A 24,017-nucleotide genomic window follows, 5' to 3' on the forward strand; every position below is an offset into this window, starting at 1 on the left:
GCGGTAGATCCACCACCGGTGGTCGGAGGAGTCCTGGCCCACACCGTCGGTTCCGGACCCGGCGGTGCCGGGTACGGCCGGAGCCGTTGCCGGGCCCCCCGTACCTGAGTCGTCGGCCGGACGCGTTCCCCCGGACGCACCATCGTCTGGAAGCATCTTGTCCTACCCTCCCCCCTGCGCGGATGAATCCCGCGCCTCTCCCCGCTCGCCCGGAAGGCGGTACGGGTCGTCCCAGAGCAAAGCCGCGTGGCGACCGAGCGTAGAGGAGCCGCCCTCAGCAGGATCCTCGCCCTCAGCCTCTATACGCAACGACCTGACTGCGTCTGGTAAGCGAACGATGCCCTTGCGTGAGGTCAGTTCCCGCAATTCGTCGCGAAAGGCGGGATCCACTCCCCCGCGCCGGTCCCACACCACGATCGGTACCCCCGCCCGAAGCGACTCGGCCAGCTCGTCGAACACCAGGTGCCCGCTCCGGCGGCCACCGGGCGGATCGCTCAGGACGACCATCACCGGCTGCGGATCGGAGAGCAGGCGGCCCCGGCCGCCGTCGTCCGGAAACCAGTGGACCGGGCCGCCGCAGCCGGTCACCAGGGCGTCCCAGCGCTTGGCCCAGCGTCCATGTGTGTCCGCGCGTTCCATCCTTTCGAGGCTGCGAAGAACCACTGGGTGGTCCTCCCCGAGGGTGCCATCGGCACCGTGGAATCCCTGTTTCGTCCACTTCTCGACAGGTAAGTCCAGAAGATCCCTGGGGAGCAGGAACTCCAGGGTCAGGTCTTCCTTCCAGAAGTACGCCCAGCCCGTCTCGGCCTCCTGCACCAGCGCCTTCACGTGCTCGGGCAGGTCGGCCACGTCGACGCGCACGTCCCCGCCCCGCACCGGATACGGATCCGGTCCGCCGATCTGCCACCAGTACGACAGCAGCCGCTCCCCGTCGTGATCGGGATCGGGCAGCGGGCGCAGCCGGATCAGTAGGCAGGCGGTGGGCCCCCAGACCGCGTCCTCACCGCCCTGGGGCAGCGGGAAGGGAGAGGCGGGCGTCACCGGGATGGACTTGCTCTGAGGGGAGTGGACGGCCAGATGGTCATTCTCCGCTCCCGCGGCCACAGGCAGCGCGGCGGGCGTACCGCTGTCCGCTGCCGGAGCGCCCGGATACGCCTCGGGGCGGACCCGGTGCTCCGCCACCCAGTCCAGTAGTTCCCGCTGTTGCTGCCCCTTCGCGTAGCGCGCGAGGTGTTCGACCAGGAGGACGCACGGGAGCGGCTCGCCGGGCCGTGCGTTCAGGGTCGCCGAGTACAGCACCACCGACCACGGCTCCGCGCAATGGGGTGGCAGAGGATCGGGCCGATCGCCCAGGGTCTCGTGGAAGACCCGGGCGACGTCGAGCACCTCCAGCCCGCCCAGCAGGCCCATCAGCCGTTCCCAGCTGGGCGCTGAGAAGAGCGGCGCTTCGGCGAGCGCGATGGCAGTCCGCACACGCGCCATGTGACGGGTCTCGCCCTCCAGTATCGACACCACGCTGCCCAGCACCTGGAGGCCGTCCGGATACGGCATCACCTCCCGGAGCAGGAACAGCAACGAGCCCCGTCGGCGGCTGCTCTCGGGCAGCGTGAAGGCGACGCCCAGCGCCCGGCTCACCTGCCGCGCGCACTCGTGCAGCAGCATCGGCTCCTCGAAGCACGGGACGGCGTCCAGCGCGTCCAGGAGGACCTTGGGCGGCCCCCAGGACCCCTGGGAGCGCGTCACGAGGTCTCGCCTTCCGGGCCGGTCGGCCACAGCTTCGCGATGAGGCCGAGGGCAGCCCGCGCGGGCTCCGACTCGTCGTCGAGCAGCCGGAGGGCGTCGAGGAGAGCCTGTCGGCCATCGCGGTGGTCGGCGCAGGCCTGGACGACGTAGAAGAGTTGGAGCCGGGGGCGGGGATGGGTGCGGATGGCGCGCCGGATGGGAGCCGGCAGCAGCCGGCGCAGCGCTGCCGCACCGTCGTCCTCGACCTGAGCGACGTTCAGGAGAGCTTCGGCGAGGGCGAATTGGTCCCTGTCGGAGGGCGGCCCGGCCGGCTGTCGCGGTATGGGCGGCCCGTGTGGTTCGGCCGGCCGGAGTGTGGCCCCAGTGGGCGGTCCCGTCCGCTCGGGTCCGGTCGGTGTGGGCACAGCTGGGTGCTCCAGCATCGGGTACAGCGTCGGCCACATCTGTGCCGCCGCCTCCAGGGGAAGCATCCACGCCACCTTGGCCTGCCGGTCGGTGTACGCGGCGGTGACCATGCCGACGACCCGTAGGCCCGCCGGGTCCCACACGCCGGCACCGCTGAATCCATGGCCGACCCAGGCACCGACGGTGCCGAGCCCTTCCATCTGGACCCAGTCCCGGTGAGGGCCGCCGCGTCCCACCAGCCGAGCCGTGGAGACCAGCCCGTCGGGCGCTCCGGCGGGGTGGCCGTACACGCTCACCTCGCGCCGGTCCGGCTCGCCGCACGAACCGAGCGGTGCCGGGACCACGTCATGCGGCGGCGACCAGGCCGTGCGCAGGACGGCCAGGTCCCCACCCGAACCACCGGCCAGCGGGCCGGGAAACCAGCCGTCCGGCACGACGCTCGCCTCGCCGGCCTCGATGTCCGGACGGCCGGGCACGTCGACGAGGACGGCGCGCTCCGGCAGTGCCACCGCTTGGTTCCCGGCCGCTCCCGCAGCGGACGCCACCACATGTGCGCAGGTCAGCACGACACCGGGCATCACCAGGATGCCGGCGCCGCGCACGCCGCCGCGCAATGAGAGAACGCGTACTCTCCCTAAGGCCGATGTGCCTGTCCTGTCCCCCTTGGCCACTGCCACGTCCCTTCCCCCGCGGGGTCCGTTGGCGGACGCCTCCCCGTTTGAACCAGCGTACGAAGCGCATGCGCCTGGTACACGGGCTACGTGTATCCCGGAGCTTTACCGGATGGGCCTTCGGTGAATCATCGGTGTATGTGCGGGCGTCCGGTGACACGAGTGCGGCGCCGCCGGAACACGGACACGGGACCCGGCCGTACTCCGCGCCACAACCCTGACTCACTTGCCGCACCCAGGCGGCGGCCCGTAAGGGCTGCGGGCAGTGCGGAGGTCACGCCTTCCGCTGGGCGTCGATCTCGGCGATCAGTGCCTCGATACGCGTCCTGATCTCGTCCCGGATCGGCCGTACGGCCTCGACACCCTTGCCCGCCGGGTCCTCCAGGGCCCAGTCGAGGTACTTCTTGCCGGGGAAGATCGGGCAGGCGTCGCCGCAGCCCATCGTGATGACGTAGTCGGACGCCTGGACGGCCTCGGTGGTGAGGATCTTCGGCTTGGCGTCGGAGATGTCGACGCCGACTTCCTTCATCGCCTCGACGGCTGCCGGGTTGACCTGGTCGCCCGGGATGGATCCGGCGGAACGGACCTCGACCCGGTCGCCCGCGAGGTGGTTGAGGAAACCGGCGGCCATCTGCGAACGCCCGGCGTTGTGGACACAGACGAACAGCACGGAGGCGAGCGGGCTGGAGGACATCGGTTCTTCCTTCGTGTGCGGGATTCGGGGTCGGGCGTGGGGCGGATCCCGAGATCATCCCAGGCTGGTATCAGTTCAGGGTGATGTGACAATATCAGTCCATGATGACGTCGGTCGACACTGATCTGATGCGGGCACGCACCTGATCGAGGAGACGGGGGCGAAGCAGACCAACCTCTCCAACCATCTGAAGGTGCTGCGCGAGGCGGGTGTGGTGGAGACGGAGCCGTGCGGCCGGTTCACCTACTACCGGCTCAAGCCGGACGTCATCGCCTCGCTGGCCGGCCGCTTCGCCGACCTCGCGGAGGCCGCGCGCGCCACCGCCGAGAACAACGTCAAGCGGTCCTGCCCCTGATCCCCGCACCCGCGGCTTCCGCTCCCGCCGCTACGGCGAACTGATCCCCACCCCTGCGGCGACCGATCCCCGCCCCCTGCGGCGACTGCATCGAGGAGTCCTGTTGACCGCCACGCACGAGACCACCGCGGACTCCGCCGTATCCGCTGCCGGGCGGACAACCCACCCCGCCGGCCGGCACGGTGGCGACCGTGGCCCGTACGCTCCAGTCGTCCTCGCTCATGGTCTCGCCGCGGAAGGTCACGTGCCCCGACTCCGGGCTTCCCGGGCGCGAGGTGCTCCCGCATCGCCTGCAGACACGCGATCCGCTGCTCCTGCTGAGGCGGCGAGAAGAACGTGCTGAGCGCCATCAGCACGACGTCGTGCCGCCGGCCCGTGGTCGCCGTGAGGAAGTCCGCCACGAACTCCACGGTCTCGGCCGTACCGGACAGTGCGTCGGGATACCTCTGGTCGTAGATGTCCGCGAGCAGATCGTCGTAGGCATTGGCCCCCATGGCTCAGACGCCAGGCAGACGGCAAAGGGGGATCAGGAACAAATGATCGACACGACTGGATGACCTCGGCGACCGGTCCGAAACGGCCGCCCCCGAACGGCTGTTCAGCAGCGGGGGAACGGAGCGGCGTACGACCGCAGCCCCCCGCTCAAGCCTGGAGGGATCGCAACCGACGTTGGCAGACCCGGACGCGCCACGCGCCATCGAGCGATGGAACGGGCACACACCACTTGCCCCCGGCCGCACGCTGCCCGATGCTTCGGGCGTGATCAAGGTGCTGGTGGCGGAGGATCTCCACGTCGTACGGGCCGGGCTGGTGGCCCTGCTCGGGGACGCCTTCGACGTCGAGGTCGTCGCGCACGTGGGGTCCGGGGACGCGGTGCTGCCCGCCGCGCTGGAGCACGGGCCGGACGTGGCCGTGCTCGACATCGGCATGCCGGGGCTCGACGGCCTGGCGGCGGCGGCCCTGTTGCGCGAGCACGTCCCTGCCTGCCGGACGCTGCTGCTGACCGGCATGGACCGGCCCGGCCATCTGCGCCGGGCGCTGGACGCCGGCATCCCGGGGTTCCTGCTGAAGACCACCACGCCCGAGCGGCTCCTCGACGGCATACGCGCGGTCGCGGCCGGAGGCAGGGCGATCGACAGGGAGCTCGTGGACGACTTCTGGGCGCTGGGGGAGTGCCCGCTGACCGAGCGGGAGGCGGAGATCCTGCGGGCCACCGCCGACGGACTCGACGCCCGGGAGATCGCCGTCCTGCTCTCCTTGAGCGTGGGTACCGTACGCAACCGTCTGTCGGACGTGATGGGCAAGCTGAGGGCCCGGACGATGGTGGACGCCGTACGGATCGCCGAGCGGAGCGGCTGGATCTGACGGACGCGACTCAGGAGACCGCCGGGAACACCGTGGATGTGGGAGGGACACCCGGAGCCGGAGCCGGAGCCGGAGCCGGAGCCGGAGCCACGACCGGCCGTACGGACGGTTTGGGCTGTGCGGATCGTACGGGCAGTACGGCGAGCAGCCGGAAGCTGTCGGAGCCCTGGCCCGAGGCACGCAGCGACCCGCCCATCGCCGCGACGCGGATGGTCAGGTTGGCCAGGCCACCACCGCCGCACAGCACGTCATGGGGGCCCGCGCCGTCGTTCTCGACGGAGAGCTCGGCCGTGCCGTCCGCGCACCGGACCGCGATGGAGCACGTGCGCGCCTGGCTGTGCCGCAACACGTTGGCCACGCCTTCGCGCAGGACGGCGCCCAGGCAGTTCTCCACGTCGGGCGGCAGGTTCGGCCCCTCCCGGCTGATCAGTATCCGGACCGTGGCCGCGTCCAGGGCCGTGCGGGCGGCTTCGAGTTCGTGGGACAGGGTGAGAGAGACCTCGTCCCGCACCATGCCGCGCACCTCGTCCAGGGTGCGCCGGGCCAGCTCGGCGATCTGGAGGAACTCGCCGCGGCTCGCGACCGGGTCGCTCGTGCCGCGGGCCGCCGCCTCGCTCCTGACGGTGATGGCCGACAGCGCGGATCCGAGCAGGTCGTGCAGGTCACGGGCGATCCGCGTCCGCTCCCGGTGCACGGCGAGCCGGGCCGACTGCCCCCGCAGGGCGTGCGCCTGCGCGGCGACCGAGGACAGCCGCACGATCCCGTAGACCACCAGACCGACCACGACGGTCCGGGCGCCGACTTCGAGCGCCGTATGGTTGTCCGCCGGTAGCGCGAAGACGACCAGGGGTCCGGTCGCGGTGACGAGGGCCGCGCCCACCAGGCCGTTCGGCCGCGGCAGCGCCACGAGCACGACACCGGCGAGCAGCCCGAGCATGCTGAGCCAGATCTCGTCGAAGACCAGCAGGGGTGCGTAGGTCAGCAGGATCTGGCCGCCCAGCAGGGTCGAGCGACGGGCGAAGGAGCGGCGTTTCGCGTGCTGGCCGAGCAGGGTGACCAGCAGCAGCCCGGCCAGCAGCCAGCTCGCGGCCAGCATCCCGAACTCCGCCTGCCTGCCGTGCAGTTCGCGCGCCACGCGGATGAACACGACACCGACGGCGGCGGTGAGGGCCACCAGGCACAGCTGCCGCGCCAGCCGTTCCCGATCCACTTCTGGGGCCACGGCTGCCCGGCCCTCCGTGCGTGAGCGGCTGAGGCCACCTCGAAAAGTCCTCTGGACCATGACGCTTCCCCCCGCCGCACTCTTTGCGCAAGAGGCTGATATTGCCACGGCACCGCTCCGTGGTCAGTGGCGGACGGGGAAGCTGACGAGCGCGGACATGCCACGAAGGGAGTGTGGGGGACCGGGAGGGGATGGTTACAGAAGCCCCACAGCAGACTCGTGAAAATCTCACTTCCCCGGTCCCTGGAGGCCCGCGAGTCTATCGGCGTAGTTTTCTGCCCCTTGCCTGTGAGGAGCCGCTCCCTTGCGCTGGAGACCCAACCCCGCTCGCAGACCCCGGATAGCCCTCGCCCTGGCCGCCGCGCTCATCGCCGAAACGGCCCTCGTGGCCGCCGGTACGGGCCACGCCATCGCGCTCGGCCTGGGAGAACGGACCACCGAGGCCGCGACGGCCAAGGAAACGAAGGGAACCAAGGGAACCAAGGGACCGAAGCAGGCGGCCGACGTCCCCTCGGCCCGGGTCGCTGCCCGCCTGTACGGCCATCGGGTCGAAGCGCTCAGTGAGCGCACCGAGACGTCGACGACGTGGGTCAACAAGGACGGCTCGCTGACGACGGAGCTCGCGGCGGGACCCATACGCTTCCAGCGCGACGGCGATTGGACCGACGTCGACGTGGCACTGGTCGAGCGCTCGGACGGCTCGGTCGCCGCGAAGGCGCACCCCAGCGGGCTCGAACTCGCCGGCAAGGGCGGCACGGTCGCGAAGTCCCTGGCGGCGGCGGAGGACGCCAAGGCCCGCGACCTGGTCACCCTCGGCTCGGGCGACCAGCAGATCACCCTCCAGTGGAAGGGCGGCCTGCCGAAGCCGGCGATCGACGGCACCACCGCCCGCTACGAGAACGCGATCCCCGACGCCGACGTCGTCGTCGAGTCGACCCGTACCGGCTTCGAGCAGTACGTGGAGATCGGCGAGCGGCCGGCCGGCGGGGCCTACTCGTACACCCTGCCCCTGGACGTCAAGGGCCTCAGGGTCAAGCAGCTCAAGGACGGCAGTCTGCTCTTCACCGACAAGAAGTCGGGCAAGAAGAAGCGCGCCGTGATGCCCGCCCCGGTGATGTGGGACGCGACCGTCGACAAGGTGTCCGGTGAGCACACCCGCAAGGCCCCCGTCGATCTGAAGGTCGTCAAGAACGGTGACGGCGTCGACCTCGTCGTCACCCCGGACCCCGGCTTCCTGGCCGACGAGGACACCAAGTACCCGGTGACCGTCGACCCGTCGACCTCGTCCCTGGGCAACGTCTTCGACACCTACGTCCAGCAGGGCGAGACCGTCGACTGGTCGGCCGACACCGAGCTGGACTTCGGCAACCCGGGAACGACCAACTCCGACGGCACGCCGCGCACGGCCCGGTCGTTCATCACCTGGAACACCAAGCCGATCGCCGACGCCCTGGTCTCCAGCGCGCAGCTGAGCCTGTACAACTTCCACTCGGGCAACACCGACTGCGCCGCCTACGCCTGGCAGGTCTGGTCGACGTCCGCACCATCGACGTCGTCCCGCTGGGCGGGCAGCGCGCAGCCCACCTGGAACACGCAGTACGCGACCTCGACCCAGACCAAGGGCAACTCGGCCTGTACGGCGGACGGCTGGATCAACGCCGATGTCACCGACCTGGCGCAGGTCTGGGCCTCGGCGAAGAACGCCAGCTCCCACATGGGCATCAGGGCCGCCGAGGAGAGCACCTTCCGCTCCTGGAAGCGGGTCAACTCGGCGAACGCCGCCGCCAATCCGCCGAAGCTGACAGTGACGTACAACTACCGCCCGAGGACCGGCACTTCGCAGCAGGCGGGCCCGCCGTACTTCGTGGAGGACGGCGTCTGGACGGTCGACAGCACCACCCCGACCCTCCAGGACACCTTCACCGACACCGACGGCGACAAGGTCAACGGCACCTTCGAGATCCGCGACGCGGCCACCGACGTCCAGGTCGGGAACTACCTGGTCTCCGCATATGTGCCGTCCGGGCAGCCCGCCTCGGTGACCGTGCCCGCGGGCGTGCTGACCGACGGCAAGACGTACAAGTTCCGCACCTCGCCCTACGACGGCACGCACTTCAACACCGGCTGGTCGGCGTGGGCCACCTTCACCGTGGACGCCACCGCACCCTCCGCGCCCGCTCAGGTCACCTCCACCGACTACCCGAACGGAGAGTGGGTCAAGGGCGCGGGGCAGGCGGGCACGTTCACCGTCACGCCGCCGTCCGGCTCCGACCACCGCTGGTTCGAGTGGTCGCTGGACGGCGTCGAGTGGACGAAGCGGAATGCCGACGGCGCCAACCCGGTCGGCATCGGCGTCACTCCGCCGGAGGACGGCACCCAGACGCTCCAGGTCCGCACCGTGGACGCGGCCGACCACCGTTCCGAGGCCGTGGAGTACACCTTCCACGTGGGACCCGGCGGCTTCTCCTCCCCGGATGACGGCACCCGCACGGCCCGCCGGCTCTCCCTGGTCGCCGAGGCCGACGCGGCGACGTACGACTCGGTGACGTTCCTGTGGCGCCGCTCGGAGGAGGACACCTGGGCCGAGGTCCCCGCCTCCGCCGTGACGGTGGGCGGCCAGACGCTGTCCGCCTGGCCGCTGCCGCTGACCGACGGCACGAACGAGGCCGCCGTCTGGGCTGCCACGGACACCGTCGACCCGGACGGCTCCATCCAGCTCAAGGCCGACTTCACCGGACCGTCGAACGCCGCCGCGAGCACCCAGCCGATCGGCGCCGTGGTGGACCGCGACGCCGACACCGCCGCGAGCACCCAGATCGGGCCCGGCCATCTCAACCTGCTCACCGGCGACTTCACACTCGCCGGCACCGAGGAGAGCCACTTCGGGCTGACCGTCTCCCGTACCGCGAAGTCCCGGAAGCCCACGGCCGGCGCCCAGGAGGGGCAGGTCGCGATCTTCGGTGAGGAGTGGACGTCCGGTGTGGTCGCCGAGGTCGCGGCGGCCGGGTACACCCACATCCGCAAGACCTCCGACACCTCCCTCGACGTCGTCCTCGACGACGGCACCAGCATCTACTTCACCGCCAAGGCGGGCGACGCCGACGGCTGGATACCCGAACCGGGGGCCGAGTCCACCACGCTGACCGGCACGTTCGCCGGCGGGTTCACGCTCACCGACAGCGACGGCGGTGTGTCGACGTTCGCCAAGGTCGCGGCCGCCGCCGAGACCTGGCAGATCACCTCCTCGGCGCTCAGCGGGGTGCAGAACTCCACCACCGGCATCGTCTCCGAGGCGGTCACCGCCGGCGGAACGACGCTCGCCCGGCCGAAGCTGCTGGTCGCCTCCGGCGGTGCCGTGGACAACGGCACCTGCGCCACGACGCCGTCCACACGCGGCTGCCGGGTCCTGGAGTTCACATACGCGGACACCACGACCGCCACGGGCAGTGCCTTCGGCGACTACGCGGGCCAGGTCAAGGGCCTGACCCTGTGGTCCACCGAGACCGGCGGCACCGCGGCCACCGCCCGCACGGTCCAGTCGTACGCGTACGACGCCTCGGGCCGGCTGCGCGAGGCGTGGAACCCGCTGATCACCCCCGCCCTGAAGACGTCGTACGCCTACGACTCCGCGGGCCGGGTCAGCGAAATCACCCCGCCCGGCCAGCTCCCCTGGACCTTCGGCTACGGCAACGCCGGGGGAACCGCGGGCGGCGCCGGCATGCTCCTCACAGCCGGCCGGGCCACGCTGGCGCAGGGCAGCGCGACGGAGACGAACGGCACGGCGGTCACCTCGATCGTGTACGACGTGCCGCTGTCCGGGGCCACCGCGCCCTACGCGATGAACGCCGCGGCCGTGAAGCAATGGGGCCAGCTCGACCACCCGACCGACGCGACCGCCGTCTTCCCGGCCGACTCGACTCCCGCGTCCCACCAGGGCGGCGCACTGACGGCTGGCGGCTACGACCGTGCCCAGCTCCACTATCTCGACGCCTCCGGGGACGAGGTCAACACCATCGACGAGGCGGGCGGGATCTCCACCACCGAGTCGGACAAGTACGGCAACACCGTGCGGGAACTCTCGGCGGGCAACCACGCCCTCGCCCTCGGCACCACCGCCGAGGACAAAGCGCGCCTGGACGACCTGGGCATCGGCGCGCTGAGCGTCGCCGAGCGCGCCCGGCTGCTCTCGATCACCTCGCACTACAACGGTGACGGCACCCGGCTCCTCGAGCAGTTCGAGCCGCTGCGCCGGATCGACCTCACCGAGGACTTCAAGGACGGCGCCACCGTCCTGATCCCGGCGGGAACCTCCGTCGCCGCCCAGCCGTGGACCGTCAACGAGTACGACGAGGGCCGTCCCACCGACGGCACCGCCTCGGTCCGCAACCAGCCCACCCTGGCCATCTCCGGGGCCCGCGTCCGCGGCTACTACTCGATCATGAGCGAGAAGCGGCTCACCGAGACGCAGTACGACTGGGTCAAGGGCCTGCCCACACTCGTCATCGAGGACCCGGGCGGCCTGAACCTGACCACCACCACGGAGTACGACGCCCAGGGCCGGGTCACGGCCGTCGTCCCGCCGGGCGGCACCGGCAACGACGCCACCTCCCGTATCACCGTGTACTGGTCCGCCGCCGGCGACGGCTGGTGCGAGGGACGCCCCGAATGGGCCGGCCTGGAGTGCTGGACCGGTCCGGCCGGTGACATCACCGGCGGCGGCACCAACCCCGCCCAACTCGTCGACACCTCCACGGAGTACGGCTTCTACGGGCAGATCACGGAGAAGGCCGAGACGTCGGGCGCCGAGGCTCGTATCACCACCGTGACCTACGACGACGCGGGCCGGGTGAAGAGCACCGAGGCCACCGGCGGCCAGGGCACGGCGGTGTCGGGCACGTCGCTGGCGTACGACGAGGCCACCGGCAAGCCGTCGGTCACGATGTCCGCGGACGGCGGCGCCATCCACACCGAGTACGACCGTCTCGGCCGCCTCATCTCCTACACGGACGCGGACGACGGCGTCACGACCACCACGTACGACGCCTTCGACCGCCCGGTGAAAGTCACCGACTCGGTGCCGTCGACGACGACGTACGCCTACGACCACACGGCGGAGCCCCGCGGGCTGCCCACCTCGCTGACCGACTCCGTCGCGGGGACCTTCACCGCCAAGTACGACGTGGAGGGCACGGTCGTCAAGGAGACCCTGCCCGGCGGCTACACCATGACCCAGACCGGAGGAAAGGCCGGCCTGCCCTACCAGCGGGTCTACACCCGGGACTCCGACGGCGAGATCCTGCTGACCGACGCCGTCACCGAGTCCGTCCACGACGAGTGGGCCACCCACTCCGGCGGGGCGGGCGCGGGCGAGTCGCAGACGTACGCGTTCGACGCGGTCGGCCGGCTCACCACGGTCGAGGACACCTACGACAACGTCTGCACCACCCGTACGTACAGCTTCGACAAGCGCACCAACCGCACCGGTCTGAGCACCGCGGCGGCGGAGAACGGCGCCGACTGCACCACCTCGGGTGCCACGTCGGTCACGCACACGTACGACAGTGCGGACCGCATCGTGGACTCCGGCTACGTGTACGACGCGTTCGGCCGGACCACAAGGATGCCCGACGGGACGTCGATCGCGTACCACGCCAACGACCTCGTCCGCCAGCAGACCACGGGTGACACCCGCCAGACCTGGACGCTGGACGCGGCGGGTCGCTTCCGCGGCTGGACGACGGAGTCCAACGCGTCGGGGGCGTGGACCCAGACCGGCTCGAAGACCAACCACTACAGCGGTGCGTCGGACAGCCCGCGCTGGATCACCGACAACACCGCGGGCACCGTCTCCCGCATGGTCGCGGGCCTGTCCGGCAGCATGTCGGCGACCACCGCGGCGACGGGCACGGTCGTCCTCCAACTGGCCAATCTGCACGGCGACATCAGCCTGGTCCTTCCGCTGGACAGCACGGTCGCGCCGAGGGCGCTGAGCGCCGACGAGTACGGCCGTCAGCGGGCGAGCGGCGCGGTGTCGGGCTACGGCTGGCTGGGCGGGATGCAGCGGTCCGCCGCCACGCCCACGGGCCAGATCCTCATGGGTGTGCGCCTGTACAACCCCGCCACCGGACGCTTCCTCCAGGTCGATCCCGTGGTCGGCGGCAGCAGGAACGCCTACGAGTACGCGGCCGCCAACCCGGTGAGCAACTACGACCTGGACGGTCGCAGGGTCTATCGCTACCAGGAGCGGACGCTGTACCGGTCGTGGGGCAAGGTGATCCTCAAGCGGTGGAGCAACAAGAGCAACTTGAAACGCTCCTACAGCACGAGGTGGACCTTCAACCGGCGCTGGACCAGCCGGATCGCCTACTACGGGCCGTACGCGTCGGGATTCCTCGCCCTTGCGGCCGGGGCCGTCGCGTTCATTCCGGGTGCTCAGCCAGTCGCCCTGATTCTGTTGGCATTGTCGGCGATCGCGCTCACCATCGCGATGGTCGCGGGGTCCGCCGAGCGCTCCGGTAAATGCCTCAGCATCTACAGTCGCACGACTGTGGTCTACCGGAAGACGTTCGGCTGGACCCACTTCTACTACTACACCGGGTATGCGTATCCCTGGAAGGCGAGATGTTGAGCAACAAAGGCGTAGTCGCGCTGTCGTACGGCATCGCGGCGGTGGTGACCGTGGCAGTGGTCGTCGCGTCGGTCGCGTGGGGGGTCGGGGATTCGGCCCGGTTTTACGCCCCGGCCGTTCTGATCGTCCTTTCCGCCGGTGCCATTCACTACAACTCGCGGAATCGGAACAGGTAAGGAAGTCTCCGCTTCCGGCCGGAGTTGACCGGGGTCACCGGTCAACTCCGGCCGTCTGTTTCGTGGGTCAGAACAGAAAGTGCGGGGACCCGAAGCTCTGCTCCAGCTCCTGGTCCCCGGCGTCGGCTCGGTCGTGGCGGCCGGGCTGGTCAGTTACGGCTTCCGGAAGTGACGTTCTGAGAAGCCTTGATTACGCGCACGCTCGGCAGCAGCGGACCGGAGGTGTCCGCGATCGGACTGGGCTGCATGCGGCTCAGCGACGGCTACGGCCCGGCAGTCGACCAACAGGACGGTGCCGCCCTCGTCCGGGCCGCCGTCGATCGTGGCGTCACCTGCCCCCTGACGACCTGGCGGACATCCTCCGCTTCTACCGGCGCGTGCACGGCCTGAACCAGACCGCGCTCGGTGAACTCCTCGGCTACGACAAGACCTACATCTCCGCCCTGGAGCTGGGTAAGCGCGTCCTCGACGACGTCGGCTCCCGCCGCCGGGTCTGCGAGGCCCTGCGACTGCCGCCACACGTCCTCGGCATCACCGATCCCACCGATACCGACCACCGGGCCATGCTGCAATTCGGCGAGTCCACCGTTCGCCTTGCCGAAATCGCCCGCCAGTCCGGGCACGCCTCCGAAGCCGTCTCCGAGCTGTGGCCGCTCGTCGCCCGCCTCGAAGCCCGTGTCGAGCACGGTCACACTGAGTGAGACGTCCTGCACCTGCTCGCCCGGGCGCGCGTCGGCCTCGGCGTCGCCCTGGGCAACGTGCTGCCAGAAGAACGCCTGGCCACCGCAGCGCACTGGACGGCCAAGAGCCTCGAGGTCGCCGAATACTTCGACGACCCACGCATGACCTCCTACGTGCTGCGGATGCACGGCAACGAGCTGCGCAAGGCCAACCTCCGGGGCGCGGCCGTCCAGCGGCTGTGCCACGCTGTGGCCACCGCACCGGACGACACCGCCCGCGCCGCCGCCCTGCCGCTCCTCGCCCGCGCTGCCGGCACGCTGGGCAACGGCGAGCTGTTCGACCGGGTGATGCGTGAGACCGACGTCCTCCTCGACCGCGTCGACCACACCAGCCTGTTCAACCCCTTCTCGCTGCACGAGATCCGTCTGCGCGGCCTCGTTTCCACGGGGCGTACCGAGATGGCCATGCGGCTGGTGGAGCAGAGCCCTGCGCCTACAACCGTCGTGGCACCGCAATGGCGTGTAATTGAGCTGATCACCGTGGCTCACGTCCAGCTGCTGGCCGACGACCGCTCCGGCGCCGCCCAGTCGCTGGACACCGCGACCCGGGAAGCGGTCACGCAGCGCCTGCCCCACCAGCTCCAGCGCATCGTCCGCGCGGCAGGGAAACGGCTGCCTGCGCAGCACGCCACGGCGGTCCAGCTCCTCGATCGGATACGCAGTGAGATGGCCGCCTGACCAGCCGTTATTTACGGGCACGGGCGATGAGCCGGTCTGTGGCGTCCTGGACGCGCTGGACCGCCCGTCGGGTGGCGGAGATGACGATGCCGAGTTTCGGGCGGCTGCCCACCGGAATTGAGGACACGGGCGACCTGGTTGAGGTTGCTCCCGACGTGGCCGAGGTGCCTTCGGGCGGCGAAGAGTTCCGTGATCAGGTCACGATCGTCGGCGATCGCGCATCCTCGGCATGGCCGTGGAGGACGGGCTGCTGCCGAAGAACCCCTGCAAGGCGAAGTCGGTCAAGCTGCCGACCGCGACCAAGAAGAAGATCATCCCTTGGTCGTTGGAGCGCGCGCGTGCGGTCATCGCCGGTCTTCCGAAGCGCTTCCAGGCCGGCGGCAAGCTCCCCTTCGGCTGTGGCCTGCGTCAGGGCGAGGTGTTCGGCTTCGCTGTCGAGGACATCGACTTCAAGGGCGGCTGGATCCACGTCAATCGCCAGGTGCGGCTGGTCGGTACGAAGCCGGTGTTCGCCCTGCCCAAGGGCAACAAGGTCCGATCGGTGTCCTCCCGGCCCAACCCGCCGCTGCCCTCAAGGCCCACATGAAGGAGTTCCCGCCGGTCGCCGTCACTCTGTCCTGGGCCAAGCCCGACGGCGAGCCGAAGACCGTACGACTTCTCTTCGTCGACGAGAAGAACCGGGCGTACAACCGCAGCGTCTTCAACATGGGCGTCTGGAAGCTCGCCCTGGCCGCCGCCGGCGTGATCCCTCCCAGCGAGCGCGGTGCACGCTACCTCCAAGCGGCTCCCGAAGACGGCATGCACGCCCTCCGGCACGCCTACGCCTCCGTCCTCCCGGACGCGGGAGAGAGCATCAAGGCGCTCTCCGAGTACCTCGGCCACTCGGACCCCGGCTTCACGCTGCGGATGTACACGCACCTGCTGCCGTCCAGCGAGACCCGCACCCGTAAGGCGATCGACGACGCCTTCACGGAAGCGGAGCCCCAAGGCCCCTCCGGGGACATGAAAAAGGCGGGGTCCGAAAACCCCGCCCACACACCACGAATCCCCAGCTCAGGGCCACACCAGGCAATACGGCTGATGCCCCGCCTCATGCAACCGATGCGAGAAGTCCTGCCACTCATGCAGCGAATGGGAGGGGCGGGGCGCGGACCTGGGGTGTCTCGGCGAAGTGTGCGTTGACCTGCAGAAACTCCTCTCGGTAGTTCTCACGGGTCAACGCCGTTTCCCAGGCTCATGTGCCCCGGATGTGCCCTCACGAGGCGTAACTACTGCGGCGACTAGACCGGGAGCGTGACCCGGGGATTCACGGCAGAGGCACACGCGCGCATCGGGGTTCGTGATCAGACAGGTTGCCGAGGCCAGCGACCGCTCGACCCGGGTCACGTATGGCTTGGACCGAGTGATCCTTGGCGACGTAGGTGTAGATCAGGTCCACGCGACGAACGCCAGGAGTGATCACTTCGTCCGATGTGTAGAAAGTGTGACTCGGCATGCTTTGCTCGGTCTAAGCTGACCGCCATCTGAGTACGGCGTACCGGACCCGACTGCGGGAGTGCCTATGAGGCTGCTGTCCCACGTTGAAGCGAGCCCGGAGCAGATGCGCATCCTGGCTGACACGCGACCCGGATTTCACTTGGTCCGTGGGGCTGCTGGCAGCGGAAAGACGACGACTGCGCTGCTACGTCTGCGTCAGTTATGCGCCACTCGCCTGAGCCGCCGTGAGCGCCTCCAGCAGGAAGAACCGGTAAGAGTCCTGGTATTGACCTACAACAAGACGCTTCAAGGGTATGTCGCGGAGCTAGCGCGTCAGCAGGTATCTGGTTCTGCTGGTCTCGTCCTGCGTGTTGCAACGTTCGGCAAGTGGGCCGTCGACATGGTAGGCAACGAAGGGCTTGTGGACCGCGAACAAACGCGACCCGTCATCCGCAGCTTGGCTGCCTCAATTACCCTGCCTTCCGATTTCATCGTCGATGAAGTCGAATATCTCCTGGGCCGGTTTGGCTCCGAGGAACTCGACGCATACCTGACCGCCCGTCGAGAGGGTAGGGGGCAGGCACCGCGCGTCGAGCGCTCTTTGAGGAAGCGTCTTCTGGAAGAGGTCGTCACCCCCTATATCGCCCATAAGGAGAAGCGCGGCTGGAGGGATTGGAACGATATCGCTGTTGAGGCGCGACAGGTGGAGTCCCAGCCGGCATGGGATGTAGTGATCGTCGATGAGGCTCAGGACTTCAGCGCTAATCAAGTGAGAGCGATAAGTTCCCATGTGAGTGGCGACCACACCACTACCTTTGTCATGGATGCCACGCAGCGCATCTACCCGCGATTCTTCACCTGGTCCGAGGCCGGTATCCAGCTTACGAACGCATATGTCCTCCGAAGTAACCACCGCAACACCCGACAGGTGGCTGCCTTTGCCCGCGGTATCGTTGAAGGTTTGCCGTACGAGGACGACGGGACACTTCCCGATTTTCTAGCCTGCGATCGGGAGGGCCCACTTCCTGTCGTGGTGGACGGGCGTTTCAATAAACAAGTAGAATATGCCATTCAATACCTTCGCACTGAAATTGATCTGACCAGCCAGTCGGTCGCGTTTCTTCACCCCAAGGGTGGCGCATGGTTCGACTACTTGAGGCGAGCCTTGGCGACAGAAGGAATCGCATGGTGTGAATTGACCCGAGCGTCTGGGTGGCCCTCAGGCCCAGAGTCTGTGGCGCTGTGTACTGTTCACTCGGCCAAAGGGTTGGAGTTCGACCATGTATTCATGCTCGGATTGAATCAGCAAGTTACTCCTCACGGCGACGAGGAGGGTGACGCAACGCTGGACATGTTGCGCAGGCTGCTGGCGATGGGAATTGGCCGATCCCGCCAGACCGTGACTTTGGGATACAAGGCGGATGATCCGTCGACTCTAATCGGACTCCTGGTTGAAGGCACGTACAAGGAAGTGCGATTGTGACTATGACAAGCCATGCCGCCGAAGCGAAGGACTCGATCGAATCGATTGTCGCCAATCGAAGAATATCTGAAGTCCTACACTTCACTACTAACCTTGGGCTCTTGGGCATACTCGGAACGTCGGCGATTCTGAGTCGGAAGCGCCTTCCCGAAGAAAAATATGTGGAGCATATTTACACGCCAAATTGCAGCACAAGAAAGGATCGCGCCTGGTTGGACTATGTGAATCTCAGCATTTCGCGAATTAACGATTCGATGTTTGATGCCAGTGAGAGGTGGCATGAGGTAGACAATGTCTGGTGGGCGGCCCTGAGCTTCGAGGCTGGCATCCTCAGCGATCCGGGTGTTTACTTCACCACTACGAACAACATCTACCCGTCCGTGTGCCGCGCCACCGGAGCGGACGGACTAAACGCGATGTTCGCTGACGTCGTCAGTGGTCGCTACTCCCAACCGATGGCACGATTCGCTGGTCAGTCTGCCTCTTGGGCTACGGATCGTCAGGCGGAGGTGCTGTACCCGGGGCGCTTGTCCTTGGCTAAGTTGCAGCGCGTGTACGTGCGGGAGGAGCATCATGCGGATGACATCAGCGGGTGGTTCGCCAGTTTCCCGTCCACTCCTGCTGTACCGGTCGTCTGCGCACCCGAGGTTTTCACATGAGCCCCACTGACGTTACAGAGGTTCTTCAGCGACGCACAAATTCAGCACTATGGGCAGCTTGGGCTGATTCGCTGGGATTTGTCACCGAGCTAACGGATGAAGCGGGTATGCGCCGGCGTCTTGCCGGGCGTGCTTTGCTGGAGCCCTTGGAGTGGAAGCGTCGCGTTGGGGGTAAGTTTGGAGCCGCCGTAAATCTTCCTGCAGGAACCTACAGCGATGACACGCAGCTTCGCCTCGCTGTGGGGCGAGCGATTCGACCCAGTGGGTTCGATGCCGAGGCGTTCGCGAAGGTTGAGCTTCCTATCTGGACTAGCTATGCGCTGGGTGGAGGCAGGGCGTCCAAGGCCGCCGCATCGCACATTACGGGGCCGAGCATTCCCTGGTTTGGGAATTGCTTTAAAGGGTGGACGGATGCCGGAGGTAATGGCGCTGCTATGCGTGTGCAGCCGCATGTCTGGGCTGCGCAGGACCCTGGTAGGGTCGGGCCCCACCTCTTGGATGTGATTAGCGACTCTGTAATTACTCACGGGCATCCCCGAGCGCTAATTGGTGCGCTATTTCATGCGATTGCAGTTGGGTATGCGCTGGATCGAGGAAACGTCCCTAGCGTTGATGAGTGGATCAATCTAGTGGACGAGTTGCATCAATTTCCAGAAGTCATGCGCGGCCACATGGAACTGTCCATGTGGCGTGCGGCCTGGGAGCGGGACTCTCAGGCATCTCTAGATGAAGCCTGGAAATCCACAGTTATCGAGCTAGCGGAAATGATTCCCGCAGCAGATGAATTTGTTGCTGCTGCGGGTCCCGCTGTCCAGTGCGAGGACCATGTGAGGCTCGGCCAGTCATACGAGGTTCTGATTGAGAATCTCGGCTTGCGTGCGCCGGCTACGAGGGGAAGCGGTACGGCTACGGTGATTGCGGCCCACGCTATTGCTGCGGCTGGAGTGAGTGATCCCCTCCTAATCCTTCGGATGGTCATTGCCTCGCTCGGAACAGACACAGATACGATTGCTACTATGGCAGCCGCTCTTCTCGGCTGCGTGACGGTCAGCGGGCCACCCGGTGCTATTGCGGACAGAGACTATATTGTTGCGGAGTCACATCGGCTCGCCCGAATTTCGGCGGGGGAGTATGGTGAGACTGACCACTTCACTTATCCAGACTTGCTGCACTGGGAGGCGCCTAAGACTCAAGCGGGTGCCGTAGGTTTGGTGGGTGGAAAGCCTGCTGTAGCAGGACTTGGGGTATGTGAAGACTTCTCACCGGCTGGCTCAGCTCGTTCCTTCTCATGGTCGTGGGCGAAACTGGAATTTGGCCAGACGATACTGGTCAAACACCGCTCGGAGCTTGAGGAACTTCCGCAGGTGCAGTACCCGGTAGCCCAACCGGAACTCCGCGAGCAGGTGCATGATCGTCTAGAGAAGTCGGCTCAAGAACCTAGCAGCGTCCAGCAAGAAATTGATTTTCCCATGACCTCCAGTGCACTTCGAGAGAATTATTCACAACGTTCTGATCGTCGTCGGCCGGTCGGAAATCAGAGCCTCAATGTTGACGCAATGCTGGACTGGATTCGCTCCCAAGGTCATACCGATCAGGCTATTGGGTATGCTGTTCGGAGGATTGCCGAAATCGGCACTACTGAGCAGATGATTGCCTTCACTGCGACTCTTCAAGCCGAAATTAGGAACAAGAAAATCTCAGCTCCGCGCTAAGTCTGTCCGCCAGCTCCTGGTCGGCCTGCGTGTCCGTTCTGCCTGACACTTTCGGGCGTCGAATGCGATTCCTATTGAAATGCCAGCTTGGATGAGCCAAGGAGCTTCATTGCCGCAGCACCAGCAGGGCCAGATCGGCGACGAACAGTTTTGCGACGCGACGCTGATCTGGAACTACCACCAGATGGGGCACGAGCAGCGGCCGTGCTCGGCGGCGATCGGCCTGGGCAGCCACGACCTCGGTGTGGCCACCGCGGCCGCTGATTTGTATGGCGTCGGCCTCTTCCCGGTCGTGGTGTTCAGCGGAGGCAACAGTCCCACCACCCGGGCACGCTTCCCGCGCGGCGAGGCTGTCCATTACCGCGAGCACGCGCTGAGCCTGGGCGTGCCGGACGAGGCGGTCCTGGTTGAGCCGAAGGCGGCCAACACCGGCCAGAACATCACCTTCTCCCGCGAGTTGTTGGCCGAGGCTGGCGTCGAGGTCGAGTCTCTGCTGCTGATCTCCAAGCCGTACATGGAGCGCCGTTCGTACGCGACCTGCCGCAAGTTGTGGCCCGACGTGGACGTCGTGTGTGCCTCCGAGTCGCTGGAGTTGGACGACTACATCAAGTCCATCGGCGACGAGAAGCTCGTCGTGGACATGCTGGTGGGCGATCTGCAACGGGTGATCGAGTATCCGAAGCTAGGCTTCGCCGTCGAGCAGGAAGTGCCAGCGGATGTGTATGACGCTTACGAGCGACTTGTGCGGGCCGGGTTCGACAGCCGTCTCGTCACTGGCTGACGGCGACTCAGTCCCGAAGGTCTTTGACCATGACCGCGTACACCGGTGAGTCGGCGAACGGTTGCTGCTCGCCGACTCTGGTGTATCCCCATGTCTCGTAGAGCGCTTGGACCTTGGGGTGTGTGATGTCGACCAGTAGCACGGCGAGGTCTTCCGTACGTTCCTTGAGTAGCGCCTCGTGCAGGCGGTCGGCAATTCCCTGCTTACGCCAGCTTGGGCGCACCATCACCTCGGAGACCGCGTAGGTGGAGGAATAGCCGTTGTTCGGCTCGTACGCGGTGGAGCGCCACCATTCGCGGCCGGGGGCGAGCGGGGCGCCGTAGGCGAAGCCGACCGGTTCGTCTTCGTCGTACGCCACCACGCAGGAGAAGCCGTCCATGCCGGTCCAGTGATCGACGAACCAGGGGAAGCGCTGGTGGAAGGGGTCATCCATCTGGTCGGCGTAGGCGTCGGCGTGGACGTCGATGAGCATCTGCCGGAAGCCTTCGGGAAAGTTTCCCTGCTGGAAGTGACGCAGGTCGGTCACGCTCGGCTCCATTCGGTTCGCATGCGGTCTGCCCAGTCTCGTGCGTAGGAGGCGGAGGGGGCCATGACGAACAGGCCCCGGTGGAAGTCGCCCATGAGGGTGCGCATACGGCCGGGCAGTGGGTCGCCATCCATGATCGTGAAGACGTCGGTGGCTGAGGCCGTGGCCTGTTCGGCTTCTCCCTGGTGGAGCTGCGCGAGGGCGAGCTGGGCGGTCGCGAGGGCTCTGTTGCGCCGGAAGGTGGTCGGGACCCTGGCCAGAGCGCGGTGTGCCATGGCTTCGGCGTGAGCGTGGCGTCCGCTGTTGAACTGGACGATTGCGGCGAGGTGGTCGAGTTCGGCCTGCCCGTAGAAGGCGGTCCAGCGCGGACGCTCTCGGTCGGCCACCCTGTTGAAGGTGTCCTGGGCTGATCCCAGTGAACGCAGGCCCGCACGGCCGTCACCGAGAGCCGCGTATGCGAGGGCGACGCGGACTCGGCCCAGCGAGTCGAAGAACGGGTCTCGGCGACCCGCTGAGGAGGCTTGCGCGGCCTGAGCTGCCGCGAGCGCTTCGGGCCAGTTCTGTCGCTGGTAGGCGAGCATCGAGAGGTTGACCCAGACCCGCATTTCGGTGGGGCCGTCCTGGGAGAGGCCGGCGTACGTCGCTGATTCGTTCAGGTAGCTCTGGGCCTGGTCGAGGTTGCGGGCGTCGATGCAGGACCAGGCGGCGATGGTGGTGTACTCGGCGGCCAGTGCGTACAGGGCTCGGCGGACGCGTTCGCCGGCGTTGCGCTGCTGTAGCTCCAGCACCCTGTTGCGGCCCTGGGAGGCGGCCTTCTCCAGTTCCGTGTGTCCGCCCTGGCGGTCGTCGGCTTCGACAAGGGCGTTCATCCCGGCAGCGACCCGGGCCACGTCCGACATGCCGACGGTCCGGCGTTGGGCCACCAAGGGAACGGCGGCGGCTGCGCTTCCGGTCGCTGAGGTGAGGAAAGTGCGACGCCGCACGGGGTCCTCCTGCGGGTGTTGCATGGTGCGTGGTGCGCTGAACCCTAAGTCCTCGACGGGACAACCGAACACCCGCTCCAGGGCTGCACACGTGCGTCCGATGGGGCGGCGGGAGGTCCCGTTGAGGAGGTTGCGGATTGTGCGGTCGGAGACGTCACCCGGCCTGCCGGTGATATCTGCCAGCGCAGCGTTCATCCGACCAGCCAATTCTTCCTGGGTGAGCCCGAGTTCCTCCATCCGGCTCTTGAGGATGGCGTTCGCTCCCATGGACCGACCGTAGCCCTGTGGTCACTGGCCGAACCAGACCCGAGGTCACCGGAGCGTAAAGTCTTCCGGTTCGCGGAGGTACGGCGGGGCACGACATTTCCTGTTCGCCGTCGGCCAAGGGCCGTTGACTCGGTACAAGCCGTTGAGCGGGCGAGATTCCCCTTCCTGCCTCTCGATGGCGTGGAGGAAAGCCCGCCCCTGCGCACCCGTCGGGAGCGGGCGTCCCAGCCTCGGAGGGATGACCCCTTGACCATGACCGCCGCCAAACCAACAGCGACCGGTGTTCCGGGCTACACCGAGACGGTGCCGTGCGAGCCGGAGTCCGCAAGCCGCGCACGTCTGCTTGTCTCCGCGGCTCTGGACATCTGGGGCATAGGTGAGTTGGCCGAGGTGGGCACTCTGATCGTTTCGGAGCTGATCAGCAATGCCGTCAGCCACACGCCCTGTCGCGTGGTCCGTGTGGTGATTCGGCGCGAGACGGCCGAAGTGATTCGGATCGGCGTTGCCGACAAGTGCCGAGACACCCCGGAACCGGGCTGTCCTGACGGTGACTCCGAGGGCGGCCGTGGTCTGCTCCTGGTGGAGTCGCTGAGCTGGCGGTGGGGCTACGACCTGCATCGTTGGGGCAAGCTCGTCTGGGCAGAGCTGCGGGTGCCGGCCGCATGCTGATCTCGCGTATCTCGTTACGACTCCTGACCTCGGAGGAGCTTGTCGGCGACCCGTTCCCGGACGCGTGCGTGGAGTTGGCCTTCGGCCCGGTGCGTCCGTCTGACGAGGCCGGCGCGGTGGTTGTTCCAGAGCCGGTCCGGATAACTCCCCCCCGACCTTGTGCGGCTTCGCGTCGAGTCGGGACTGGCTCTCGGCGAGATGCGCGCCGAGGTGCAGCGTGCCGAGATCGCGTGGCGGCAGCAGCTCAGCCGCTGGTACGGCGACGGCCGATTGGCAGTCGAGGCCCGCGCACCGGACATCAGCCTCCTTCAACGGGTCCTGGACGGACTCCGGAATCCCGGTCCGGTTTCGACGTAGGCCCCGGCGCCTCTTCTTCCCGGCGCCCTTGAGACTCCCGCACAAGCAGGACCGCGTTCCTCGATGCCGTGCGGGTGAGCAAGTCACACGAAGGACAAGAACATCCGACAGGAAGGAAGACCGTGTTCAACCACATGGACCGCTTTCCCACGGGCAGCCCGCTGCCGCAGGGGCGTCTGACCGCTGCCCCGTGGGGTCTGCGTCGCATCGCCCCGTATCCGCCCGCCGAGGGCCCCGCCTACGCGACGGTGACGCTGGACCCGGAGACGCAAACCGCCCGGTACTTCGACACTTCCGGGGCGCCCACCATGTCCCCGGGCCACGGCACGTCCTCCGGCACGAATCCCGCGACCGGCACCACGGGCCAGGGAGACCGCAACAGCGACTCCCCGGACAGCGATACGGGGAACGACACCGACCAGTGACT

General features: G+C 67.6%; 17 protein-coding genes and 2 pseudogenes. 13 read left to right on the plus strand and 6 right to left on the minus strand.

All coding sequences use genetic code 11. The features are described 5' to 3' along the window. Positions 1–162: 162 nt before the first annotated feature. From ABT063_RS17805 to ABT063_RS17815, 3 genes are all read right to left on the minus strand, one after another. Entirely contained in the window at positions 163–1,743 is a 1,581-nt protein-coding gene (locus ABT063_RS17805) for a VMAP-C domain-containing protein (RefSeq protein ID WP_351058292.1), read from the minus strand. Next, positions 1,740–2,750 (minus strand): effector-associated domain 2-containing protein, encoded by a 1,011-nt coding sequence (locus ABT063_RS17810; protein WP_351058293.1) that lies wholly within the window; start codon positions 2,748–2,750, stop codon positions 1,740–1,742. The genes ABT063_RS17805 and ABT063_RS17810 overlap by 4 nt, the downstream gene beginning before the upstream one ends. 343 nt (positions 2,751–3,093) lie before the next feature. Further along, positions 3,094–3,513 carry an arsenate reductase ArsC gene (locus ABT063_RS17815; RefSeq protein ID WP_351058294.1) on the minus strand — a complete coding sequence of 140 codons (420 nt, stop codon included), beginning with the start codon at positions 3,511–3,513 and terminating at the stop codon, positions 3,094–3,096. A gap of 136 nt (positions 3,514–3,649) precedes the next feature. On the opposite strand from ABT063_RS17815, the pseudogene ABT063_RS17820 reads away from it, so the two are divergent. Next, positions 3,650–3,868, plus strand: a pseudogene (locus tag ABT063_RS17820) (ArsR/SmtB family transcription factor); the annotation flags it as partial. Positions 3,869–4,627: 759 nt separating this feature from the next. Next, positions 4,628–5,233, plus strand: coding sequence for a response regulator transcription factor (locus ABT063_RS17825; RefSeq protein ID WP_351058431.1), 606 nt, complete (start codon positions 4,628–4,630; stop codon positions 5,231–5,233). A 10-nt stretch (positions 5,234–5,243) separates the two neighbouring features. On the opposite strand, the gene ABT063_RS17830 is transcribed toward ABT063_RS17825, so the two are convergent. Further along, positions 5,244–6,455 (minus strand): sensor histidine kinase, encoded by a 1,212-nt coding sequence (locus ABT063_RS17830; RefSeq protein WP_351058295.1) that lies wholly within the window; start codon positions 6,453–6,455, stop codon positions 5,244–5,246. Between the two features lie 304 nt (positions 6,456–6,759). Between ABT063_RS17830 and ABT063_RS17835 the strand changes: the two genes are divergently transcribed. The 9 genes and pseudogenes from ABT063_RS17835 (at position 6,760) to ABT063_RS17880 (ending at position 20,788) form a co-directional block, all read left to right on the plus strand. Next, positions 6,760–13,083, plus strand: a complete 6,324-nt coding sequence (locus ABT063_RS17835; protein ID WP_351058296.1) for a DNRLRE domain-containing protein — start codon at positions 6,760–6,762, stop codon at positions 13,081–13,083. Positions 13,084–13,445: 362 nt separating this feature from the next. Next, on the plus strand, positions 13,446–13,649 hold the full coding sequence (locus tag ABT063_RS17840) for a hypothetical protein (RefSeq protein WP_351058297.1): 204 nt from the start codon (positions 13,446–13,448) through the stop codon (positions 13,647–13,649). Continuing rightward, positions 13,637–13,960: a hypothetical protein gene (locus ABT063_RS17845; protein ID WP_351058298.1), complete on the plus strand. Its 324-nt coding sequence runs from the start codon at positions 13,637–13,639 to the stop codon at positions 13,958–13,960. The genes ABT063_RS17840 and ABT063_RS17845 overlap by 13 nt, the downstream gene beginning before the upstream one ends. Positions 13,961–14,017: 57 nt before the next feature. Further along, positions 14,018–14,677: a hypothetical protein gene (locus ABT063_RS17850; RefSeq protein ID WP_351058299.1), complete on the plus strand. Its 660-nt coding sequence runs from the start codon at positions 14,018–14,020 to the stop codon at positions 14,675–14,677. 214 nt (positions 14,678–14,891) lie between these two features. Further along, positions 14,892–15,664 (plus strand): annotated as a pseudogene (locus ABT063_RS17860) (tyrosine-type recombinase/integrase); the annotation flags it as partial. Between the two features lie 574 nt (positions 15,665–16,238). Beyond that, the gene (locus tag ABT063_RS17865; protein WP_351058300.1) at positions 16,239–17,636 is read left to right on the plus strand and encodes a 3'-5' exonuclease; all 1,398 of its coding nucleotides are present in this window, start codon (positions 16,239–16,241) and stop codon (positions 17,634–17,636) included. Positions 17,637–17,638: 2 nt separating this feature from the next. Then, entirely contained in the window at positions 17,639–18,295 is a 657-nt protein-coding gene (locus ABT063_RS17870; protein WP_351058301.1) for a DarT ssDNA thymidine ADP-ribosyltransferase family protein, read from the plus strand. Continuing rightward, positions 18,292–20,007, plus strand: coding sequence for an ADP-ribosylglycohydrolase family protein (locus ABT063_RS17875; protein WP_351058302.1), 1,716 nt, complete (start codon positions 18,292–18,294; stop codon positions 20,005–20,007). Before ABT063_RS17870 ends, ABT063_RS17875 begins: the two co-directional genes overlap by 4 nt. A 91-nt stretch (positions 20,008–20,098) precedes the next feature. After that, on the plus strand, positions 20,099–20,788 hold the full coding sequence (locus ABT063_RS17880) for a YdcF family protein (RefSeq protein WP_351058303.1): 690 nt from the start codon (positions 20,099–20,101) through the stop codon (positions 20,786–20,788). A gap of 7 nt (positions 20,789–20,795) precedes the next feature. On the opposite strand, the gene ABT063_RS17885 is transcribed toward ABT063_RS17880, so the two are convergent. Together ABT063_RS17885 and ABT063_RS17890 are read right to left on the minus strand one after the other, a co-directional pair. After that, the gene (locus ABT063_RS17885) at positions 20,796–21,326 is read right to left on the minus strand and encodes a GNAT family N-acetyltransferase (protein WP_351058304.1); all 531 of its coding nucleotides are present in this window, start codon (positions 21,324–21,326) and stop codon (positions 20,796–20,798) included. Next, complete coding sequence (locus ABT063_RS17890) at positions 21,311–22,564, minus strand: helix-turn-helix domain-containing protein (protein WP_351058305.1); 1,254 nt, start codon at positions 22,562–22,564, stop codon at positions 21,311–21,313. Before ABT063_RS17890 ends, ABT063_RS17885 begins: the two co-directional genes overlap by 16 nt. Positions 22,565–22,816: 252 nt before the next feature. On the opposite strand from ABT063_RS17890, the gene ABT063_RS17895 reads away from it, so the two are divergent. Then, entirely contained in the window at positions 22,817–23,233 is a 417-nt protein-coding gene (locus tag ABT063_RS17895; RefSeq protein WP_351058433.1) for an ATP-binding protein, read from the plus strand. A 479-nt stretch (positions 23,234–23,712) separates the two neighbouring features. Next, entirely contained in the window at positions 23,713–24,015 is a 303-nt protein-coding gene (gene tgmA, locus ABT063_RS17900; RefSeq protein ID WP_351058306.1) for a putative ATP-grasp-modified RiPP, read from the plus strand. Positions 24,016–24,017: the final 2 nt, after the last annotated feature.

It is taken from the genome of Streptomyces sp. NPDC002838 (assembly GCF_040295365.1).
Classification (GTDB): Bacteria; Actinomycetota; Actinomycetes; order Streptomycetales; family Streptomycetaceae; genus Streptomyces.

What these genes read in the sequence shown, in the direction of transcription:
- ABT063_RS17815 (WP_351058294.1), bottom strand. Translation starts at nt 3,513, where the DNA reads ATGTCCTCCAGCCCGCTCGCCTCCGTGCTGTTCGTCTGTGTCCACAAC.
- ABT063_RS17865 (WP_351058300.1), top strand. Translation starts at nt 16,239, where the DNA reads ATGAGGCTGCTGTCCCACGTTGAAGCGAGCCCGGAGCAGATGCGCATC.
- ABT063_RS17870 (WP_351058301.1), top strand. Translation starts at nt 17,639, where the DNA reads ATGACAAGCCATGCCGCCGAAGCGAAGGACTCGATCGAATCGATTGTC.
- ABT063_RS17875 (WP_351058302.1), top strand. Translation starts at nt 18,292, where the DNA reads ATGAGCCCCACTGACGTTACAGAGGTTCTTCAGCGACGCACAAATTCA.
- ABT063_RS17880 (WP_351058303.1), top strand. Translation starts at nt 20,099, where the DNA reads ATGAGCCAAGGAGCTTCATTGCCGCAGCACCAGCAGGGCCAGATCGGC.
- ABT063_RS17885 (WP_351058304.1), bottom strand. Translation starts at nt 21,326, where the DNA reads ATGGAGCCGAGCGTGACCGACCTGCGTCACTTCCAGCAGGGAAACTTT.
- ABT063_RS17890 (WP_351058305.1), bottom strand. Translation starts at nt 22,564, where the DNA reads ATGGGAGCGAACGCCATCCTCAAGAGCCGGATGGAGGAACTCGGGCTC.
- ABT063_RS17895 (WP_351058433.1), top strand. Translation starts at nt 22,817, where the DNA reads ATGACCGCCGCCAAACCAACAGCGACCGGTGTTCCGGGCTACACCGAG.